This is a genomic window from Paenibacillus sp. IHB B 3415 (genome assembly GCF_000802655.2).
Lineage (GTDB): Bacteria > Bacillota > Bacilli > Paenibacillales > Paenibacillaceae > Paenibacillus_AQ > Paenibacillus_AQ phytohabitans.
Map to the genome: position 1 here is coordinate 1 of NZ_JUEI01000161.1, position 6,673 is coordinate 6,673.

General features: G+C 49.8%; 7 protein-coding genes. 3 read left to right on the plus strand and 4 right to left on the minus strand.

Annotation, left to right across the window (positions count from 1 at the left end):
• Window positions 1–148: 148 nt before the first annotated feature.
• The 3 genes from QW71_RS35755 (at window position 149) to QW71_RS35765 (ending at window position 2,908) form a co-directional block, all read left to right on the plus strand.
• Entirely contained in the window at window positions 149–574 is a 426-nt protein-coding gene (locus QW71_RS35755; RefSeq protein WP_047014165.1) for a VOC family protein, read from the plus strand.
• A gap of 296 nt (window positions 575–870) precedes the next feature.
• On the plus strand, window positions 871–1,839 hold the full coding sequence (locus QW71_RS35760) for a type I phosphomannose isomerase catalytic subunit (RefSeq protein WP_039310684.1): 969 nt from the start codon (window positions 871–873) through the stop codon (window positions 1,837–1,839).
• Window positions 1,840–1,945: 106 nt separating this feature from the next.
• Window positions 1,946–2,908 (plus strand): alpha/beta fold hydrolase, encoded by a 963-nt coding sequence (locus QW71_RS35765; protein ID WP_039310687.1) that lies wholly within the window; start codon window positions 1,946–1,948, stop codon window positions 2,906–2,908.
• Between the two features lie 617 nt (window positions 2,909–3,525).
• Here QW71_RS35765 and QW71_RS35770 read toward each other — a convergent pair.
• The 4 genes from QW71_RS35770 to QW71_RS35785 form a co-directional block, all read right to left on the minus strand.
• On the minus strand, window positions 3,526–4,368 hold the full coding sequence (locus QW71_RS35770) for a hypothetical protein (RefSeq protein WP_039310690.1): 843 nt from the start codon (window positions 4,366–4,368) through the stop codon (window positions 3,526–3,528).
• 302 nt (window positions 4,369–4,670) lie between these two features.
• Window positions 4,671–5,222: a histidine phosphatase family protein gene (locus QW71_RS35775; RefSeq protein ID WP_039310693.1), complete on the minus strand. Its 552-nt coding sequence runs from the start codon at window positions 5,220–5,222 to the stop codon at window positions 4,671–4,673.
• A 160-nt stretch (window positions 5,223–5,382) separates the two neighbouring features.
• Window positions 5,383–6,006 carry a nucleotidyltransferase family protein gene (locus QW71_RS35780; protein WP_235441652.1) on the minus strand — a complete coding sequence of 208 codons (624 nt, stop codon included), beginning with the start codon at window positions 6,004–6,006 and terminating at the stop codon, window positions 5,383–5,385.
• Window positions 5,963–6,496: a GNAT family N-acetyltransferase gene (locus QW71_RS35785; RefSeq protein ID WP_083442869.1), complete on the minus strand. Its 534-nt coding sequence runs from the start codon at window positions 6,494–6,496 to the stop codon at window positions 5,963–5,965. The genes QW71_RS35780 and QW71_RS35785 overlap by 44 nt, the downstream gene beginning before the upstream one ends.
• Window positions 6,497–6,673 lie beyond the last annotated feature (177 nt).

The following is a 6,673-nucleotide window of genomic DNA, read 5'->3' on the forward strand; positions in this document are numbered from 1 at the left end:
AGGCGGCGGCCGTGAAGCTGCCGCCGTGGAAGCCTGGGCCGCCGGACTGGCCCAGCCGGACGCGCAATCCATCGTGTACCGCCAGCTGCAGCGCGATTCCGCCCCGTATGTTGTAGCTGTAGAGAAGAAAAAAGGAGCTGATCACTAAATGGCAGTAACCAAAATGGAGCATGTCGGCATTAAAGTGGACATTCTTGAGCGTTCACTGCAATTTTACCAGGAGGTCATCGGCTTGACGCTTCAGGGTATTCTGGGCCAGCCTGGAGATGAAGTGCGTCTCGCCTTTCTCAGCTTCCCCGGACAGGCCAGTGTTGAGATTGAACTGATTGAACGGGCATTCGAGGGTCTGCCGCAGGAAGGACGGGTAAGCCATACCGCCTTCACAGTCGATGACATTGAGGAAGAGCACAGAAGACTTGCCGGACTCGGCATCCCGGCACTGACCGGTATTTCTGAGCTCGCGAACGGCAGCCGCTATTTCTTCTTCGAGGGACCGGACAGCGAGAAGCTTGAGTTCTTCCAGCCGGCGCACAGTCCTACAAATCCTGCACGAAATGCAACATTTTCTTCATAAATAGCGATTCCCATCCAAATTGTTGTACAAAAGGCAGCATTTCTCCTCCTGCAAGTATTTTAGCGGCAAAATTCTTGTATTTTGTACAACAATGCTACCAATCACCCTGGTATCGCTCAATCAATGTTGTAATAAGTACAACATTGATGCTGCCAATATGGTGTGAACTTAAGCATGCCATATATGATACGGCTTGGTTGACCAGCGTTTGACCGGTTACTTATTGGGTTATAGTCCGATGTACCGTTTAAATATTAAGTCTTAAACATTCTATAATCAGGAAGGAAGCTGTTGTAATGACGAAACCATATCCTCTGAAATTTCAGCCGGAGTTCAAAGAACGTGTCTGGGGAGGCCGTGCGCTGGAGAAGTTCGGCCTGGAGCTGCCGGAAGGCCATATCGGCGAAGGCTGGATGATCGCTGACCACCCGAACGGAACCTCTTCTGTAGTGAACGGCGAACTCGCCGGACTAGGTCTGGATGCCATCCGTGAGCAGTTCGGACATGAATGGTTCGGCAGCAAGGGCATTACGGAAGACGGCGGAAGATTCCCGCTGCTGATCAAGCTGCTCGATTGCAATGACAATCTTTCCGTACAGGTACACCCTACTGATGATTATGCCGGATTACCCAAGGGCGAACTGGGCAAAACAGAAATGTGGTACGTGCTGGATGCCAAGCCGGGCGCCAAAATCATCTATGGTCTGAAAGAAGGCGTAACCCGCGAGGTTCTGCAGGATGCACTCGTGAACGGGACCGTTATGGACAGCCTTCAGGAAGTGACTGTAGCGGCAGGAGATTCTTTCTATATTCCCGCAGGCACCGTTCACGCCTTGTGTGCAGGTGTCGTTGTAGCCGAAATCCAGCAGAACTCCGACACTACATACCGGATTTATGATTACGACCGTCCCGGCCTGGACGGCAAGCCCCGCGAGCTGCATATTGAGGATTCCCTGAATGTTACTGCCTATGAAGGTGCAGGCGCGACCTCGATGAAGACAGACGGTGCAGTGGCCGGTGAATGGCTGCAAATCGCCTCCTCCCCTTATTTCATCGTTGAAAAAGGTGTGGTCGCCGGTGAATGGCAGCTCGCCACCACGGACGACAGCTTCACCATTCTGGTGATCTGTGAAGGCAGCGGCCACCTGATCTGGGAAGAGGGCTCCCAGCCTTATGCAGCGGGCGAATGCTACCTGCTCCCGTCCAGCCTCGGCGCCTACAGCATTGAAGGCATGTCCACGGTTCTCCGCTCTTATCTGCCGTAAGCAGAGACCGGTTTACATCCATTCATAACTTGTATACCGGGCAGATTTAGTTTAACGAAGTACTCTTGCGCTAGGATTGCTGAATTTAACTTTCAGGAGGACGGCGATGACAGAGAACACCTTTACGATGACCGATCCACTAGGTGTCAAAATCCATGTCTATGAATGGCTGCCGGAAGCTGGAGCTGACGTCAGAGGGATCGTGCAGATCTCTCACGGCATGTGTGAAACGGCTGCGCGTTATGCCCGGTTTGCGTCCGCGCTCACCGCAGCCGGTTATGCGGTGTATGCCAATGACCACCGGGGCCATGGCCTCACCGCCGGCCAAGTCAATCTGCTCGGCGATACCGGGGAGAACGGTTTCTACTGGATGCGCCGCAATCTGCTGCAGCTTGCGGGAATCGCCTGCTCCCGGCATCAGCATGTGCCGATTTACCTGTTCGCCCATAGCATGGGTTCATTCCTGGCCCAGAAGCTGATGTGCGAAGAAGGTAACGGGATTTACAGCGGCTTCATTCTCAGCGGCACCAACGGTCCGCGGAGCATGCTGCGGCTGGCAGAATCGCTGTCGGCAATGCAGCTAAGGCTGCAGGGAGACCACCATCGCAGCGTATTGTTGAACGGCATTGTCTTTGGCGCTTATAACCGTGCCTTCTCTCCTGTCAGGACCGCCTTTGACTGGCTTAGCAGAGACCCGGTGGAGGTGGACCACTTCATCTCCGACCCGTTCTGCGGGGCGATCTGCACTACCCGCTTCTTCCGGGATTTCTTCCATATGCTGCGGGAGCTTCATACCAAGACTACCCTGCTGACCTTGTGCAGAGATAAACCTGTCTATCTGTTCGCCGGGGAGAAAGACCCCGTGGGGATGAACGGTCAAGGGGTGAAGCGTCTGGCCGAACTGTACCGCAGGCAGGGAATACAGGACGTAGAGTGCAAGCTGTACCCTGAAGGCAGGCATGAGATGCTGAACGAGGTCAACCGGGATGAGGTCACCGCCGATGTGCTGGACTGGCTTGCCCGCCACCTCCCTGCCGGCTCCATGCGGCTTCAGCCTACGGCGAATTAGCTTATATAGGGCTTTGACTCTGACGCCCTGGCTGACCATTCGTGTAACCCGCAGGGGAAATGATGAGAAATGTCAGCAGCTTAAGATATGTCTTAAAAATAAAACGAGGCACCCCGTACCTGACGGAGTGCGAGGCACCCCGTACCTGACGGAGTGCCTCGTTTTCGGTTATGCTGCCAAAGTTCTGCTGCTGCCCAGGGTGTCTCCACCTGATTGACATTGCAGCAGCAACTATTGCTGTATTTTCTGCAGGATTTCCAACGGGATTGCGCGCTCTGGTATGAGACTCCCCCTCAAGCTCTAACTGTAAAATGTACAACTAAAACGATCTATTTCTGCGCAGAAGGAGTTTTAATTGCACTCTATACACTTATAAAATGCTCCTATGCCATAAAAGAGCATTATTCTCTAATTTAATTGTACAGAATACAGTTATCCCTGCTCATCCGGCTTTTCGCCGTATTTTAACTGCACGAAATACAGTTATCTGCTAGGCTCTCTACTTGAGAACGGTCTTAATCCTTACCGATTGCACCTAATTCAGGCCCAAGATTCAGGCCCAAGCTTGAGGATGATCCAATTCCAGGTTCCCTCGCCCATCTGCCTTGGAAATCCCTTCAGTTTATATCTGATAATATCTTCACTAAAACCTCTCTGTACGCATCTAAATCATATGAAGAATTGTTCACTTTTGTCTTAGCCATATTTACGCTGTTAAAGATCCTTTCTTCCAGTCCCCTTCTTGCCTTAAGCACCTGCAGAGTTCCTTCCAAACCGGTGTAACCCTGTTTTTTGCCAAACCCATGTTTGGTGTAATAGTCAATAAAGCCTTCAGACCATTCTTGGGGTCTTTCTTCAACAGCCTTGCCGAAGGAATACTCAAGATCGTTCTGGTCAACGTATATCAGAAGCGGATTCAGCACTTCTACAATGGCTGCCAGTTCAATAACATAACTTGTGACGTCTTCCTTGGCGGCATCATGTTTGATCATTCCCGTGGTTACAGGATTCTGTATGAAGCAACAATCGAAAATATAAAGGTCAGCGCCATTTAAGGCACTCTCCGCAAATTGCTTCCATCTTGCCGTAATCAGTTCCCTGTTTCGGTCTAGCGGCAATTCATACACATCATGCTTCACCAAAGTATCCAGCATTTCATTTGGAATACTTGAACCGTGTTCATTGATTAGTTTCCGGTATTCCACGAAATAACTATTTCCTTGATTCCATGTATATGGGCTTAATAAATCCCTAAATTCCTCATAGGCGCTCAATAGATCATCGTATTCAACTTCATCTAGACAAGCGACTCCATCATAATCAGCAGGATGATCCAAATTTCCTTCAATGAATAGCCTGGCCTTAAGATTTCTCTCCGTAAGAATTTCTTGCACCAGCTGAGCCGTAGTTGATTTCCCGGAGCCCGGTAAGCCCTCGATTAAGATCAATTTAGTTTGCATATAGTAGTTCCTCCATTCATTTTTAGGAGGATAGGCAGGTAAGCATCAAGGGAGATGCGTTTTTCCCGCGACACGACAATAAAGCGGATACCAAAAGGGTATCCGCAGAGTGGTTTTATGATACACCTTATCCTGCATACCCTGTAAGATTAAAGAAAGACATGCCTAATACAATAGTGCGTTCACTATTACAGGCATTCTTTAGACTTGTTAATCTTTACAGAGTCATCCACATGATACGGTTTATGCTCCTTTATAGGCATCTCATTCCTGATATTAACACCGGATACCGCCAATTACAATTACGTAATTTCTATTATAGCCTGCGTTTTATTATATTCGGTAATGGAAGCATGCGGAATTTCTTCCACCTCTCCTACCAGGGTACGAAAAGCCATGCCGTGTCCGGTAATGATCACTTTTTTAAATCCAAGATATTGATCAATCACCTTCTCCACGCGGTTCTTCAGCAGTTCTTTGGACTCCCAAAGCTTGGTTACCCCGGGAGGATATACTCCATGATTAGCATCATAATCATTTCCCAGCTCTGTAAGCCGCTCCAGTGAATCATATTCAAAGGTTAAGTCAGGCTGCCATTCCCTTAAATCCAATTCAACCTTTATGTCTAAACCGAGTTCCTTGGATAAAATAGCGGCCGTTTGAAGTGCTCTCGTGTAAGGAGAAGAGATAATCACTTCTGCCTCTTTTAAACGCTCATCCTTTGCTGTCCAATATACCTGATTCACTCCTGCTTCCGTAAGAGGTACCAGATCCCGGCCATGGCCCTTTAATTTGTACTGTTCATTGATGTTCCACTCGGGTTCGCCATGGCGAATGAGATAAAACTGTGTCATTGAAATCCCCCTGTACCATTTTGTTACTAAATCTATCTATTCGCTCCTCCTACTACACAATCCTACCCGGTCGTATTTCTTAATGGAAGCTTGCCACGTTCTTCATATCGCATCTGCTGAAGTAGTTGAACGTTCATGAACACAGCAAAAAGCCGAAGCTTTACTGCCCCCAAGGGACAACCGTAAGCTCCGGCCATTTCGACTTCCATTTCCGTGTCTTATTCAAGTAGACGTCCTCGCTGATTAACGCCTTGTTTGGCTTCAGGATTAAATGGAACAGATCGTGCAGACCGAACGGTGCGTATACCTGCCACTCCCCCTCGCTGCTGAGTCTCGCCCCCATTGAAGTGACCGTTGTCGGCCAGCTGTTGATTGCATCCTCCAGAGAAGCGTAGGGTGCCAGCTCTACACCAAACTTATCACGGTACCACAGATGAACCCGGGCCTGGTTCTTGAGATCAACCGGAATAGAAATACCTGCAAACAGCTCACGTCCGTTGGCGATCATCCGGTCCTCCGCAGCATAGCTCAAATCATGCCCGTCGTAGTAGATTATATCAATATCACTGATTCCGTAATCCGGCTCCCGCCCGGTAAGCTCGTTCCACACTGTCTGAACCAGACACCCTGCGCCTATATAATAAGGAAACAGACCCAGACCTTGAGCACGCTTGAAGATATCCATCAGTAGCATACTGCGGGAGAACAGCTCCGTCAGACGATTGTGAAGTATATCCCCCTCATCCATGGGCAGCCGGAGCCACGGGCTTAGTAGCCAGCTCATATTGTAAAATCAGCTGCGGCCCTTTGCTCCCGCTGCGCCGCAGCCCGTAATCCTGAAACCCTGCGCGGGCGTACAGGTGTCCGGCAGGGATGTTGCGCTCATTAACGGCCAGCACAATCTGCTGTGCTTCCGGGTAATGGCGGCGGACGAAATCAGGCAGAAGGGCCATCGCGGCTTTGGCGAAGCCTTGTCCCTGGCTGGCATAATCCATCAGAAAGGCGCGCAGAAGCACTGCGCCGGAGTAGTCTTGGAAGAAGTCCGCGATGCCTTCGCCTGTATGAAGAATGAAGAAGCCTACCGCCCGGTCACCCTGGGCAATGACTACTCCCATTTTGCCGGCATTCCCGCAGGCATCATGAAGCGTCTGCTCCGGCAGTCCGGTAAACTCCGCCTGCTCCGGAGGAAGCTGAAAGCTCAGCAACTGTTCCTTGAATTTCTCCTCATGCTTCTCTTCATACCTGAACAATGAAATATGCCGATTCAGACTCATGCTCATCTCCCCTTCCCCCGAATGAAATCTATTCCAATAGGCTAGACTTAAGCTGCTTACTATTACTTTCTTTAAAAATCCTGCCCAAAATACAACATTTCTCGCATGATTCCGGCCCCAATCCAGAATTGTTGTATAAAAGAGTCAATTTCATAATTCAGTTGGCTGAATAGCAAG

Bases quoted from the DNA above. Each gene is read 5' to 3' on its own strand.
- QW71_RS35780 (WP_235441652.1), bottom strand. From the start codon at position 6,006: ATGAGCTGGCTACTAAGCCCGTGGCTCCGGCTGCCCATGGATGAGGGG.
- QW71_RS35785 (WP_083442869.1), bottom strand. From the start codon at position 6,496: ATGAGTCTGAATCGGCATATTTCATTGTTCAGGTATGAAGAGAAGCAT.
- QW71_RS35770 (WP_039310690.1), bottom strand. From the start codon at position 4,368: ATGCAAACTAAATTGATCTTAATCGAGGGCTTACCGGGCTCCGGGAAA.
- QW71_RS35765 (WP_039310687.1), top strand. From the start codon at position 1,946: ATGACAGAGAACACCTTTACGATGACCGATCCACTAGGTGTCAAAATC.
- QW71_RS35775 (WP_039310693.1), bottom strand. From the start codon at position 5,222: ATGACACAGTTTTATCTCATTCGCCATGGCGAACCCGAGTGGAACATC.
- QW71_RS35755 (WP_047014165.1), top strand. From the start codon at position 149: ATGGCAGTAACCAAAATGGAGCATGTCGGCATTAAAGTGGACATTCTT.
- QW71_RS35760 (WP_039310684.1), top strand. From the start codon at position 871: ATGACGAAACCATATCCTCTGAAATTTCAGCCGGAGTTCAAAGAACGT.